The 697-nt window shown below is 75.0% G+C and carries 1 protein-coding gene; it reads right to left on the bottom strand.

Going from position 1 to position 697, the window contains the following annotated elements:
* On the bottom strand, positions 1 to 644 hold a 644-nt coding region (locus CS2_RS18330; protein WP_156442223.1), incomplete at its 3' end, for an arabinan endo-1,5-alpha-L-arabinosidase.
* Between the last annotated feature and the right edge of the window lie 53 nt (positions 645 to 697).

Genomic DNA, 697 nt, shown 5'->3' with positions numbered 1-697 from the left:
TTGGGCGAGCCGATGCGGCTCGCGATCGTCACCGGCTCGGCGGCGGGGTCGGCCGGCATGCCGTCGGGCCACGCGAGCTCGATCAGCTGGATGCCGCCCCAGAAGGACCCGAACGCCATCCACGGCGTGCCGTCGACGTCGACCACGCCCGCGTCGATCGCGTTCCAGTTGTCCTCGCCCGGGGTCGAGGAGATCACCTCGCCCCGGTCGACCCACGCGTAGGCGGGGTCGTCGGGGTCGAGCGTCGTGTTCGTCATGAGCCCGATCACCGATCGGTTCGAGCCGAACGTCGACGCCGCGTAGTACAGGTACCAGGTGCCGTCGTGCTCGACGACCTCGGGCGCCCAGAAGTTCTCGACCCCCGGCACGGCCTCGTACACCCAGCGCGGGCGCGTGCCGGCCTCCCAGACGGTGCCGATGTCTTCCCACGTGCGGCCGCCGTCGGTCGAGCGCCGGATCTGCGGCGCGCCGAGCCCGACGCGCACGTCCCCGGTCGAGAACACGTACCAGGGCTCGCCCTCGTCGCCGACGACGAGCGCCGGGTCGTGCGTGCGCAGGTCACCGGCCAGCTCGAGCGCGGTCGCCGCGGGCGCGGCGGGACGCGTGAGCAGGACCGCACCGCCGCCGACGAGCAGCGCGGCCACGACCCCGACCGCCGCGAGGGCCCACGCCCGGCCGCGGCGCCGCGGCCGGGCGT

Source organism: Cellulomonas iranensis NBRC 101100 = JCM 18110 (genome assembly GCF_001552375.1).
Classification (GTDB): domain Bacteria; phylum Actinomycetota; class Actinomycetes; order Actinomycetales; family Cellulomonadaceae; genus Cellulomonas; species Cellulomonas iranensis.
This window is presented reverse-complemented; position numbering and strand designations above follow the sequence as displayed.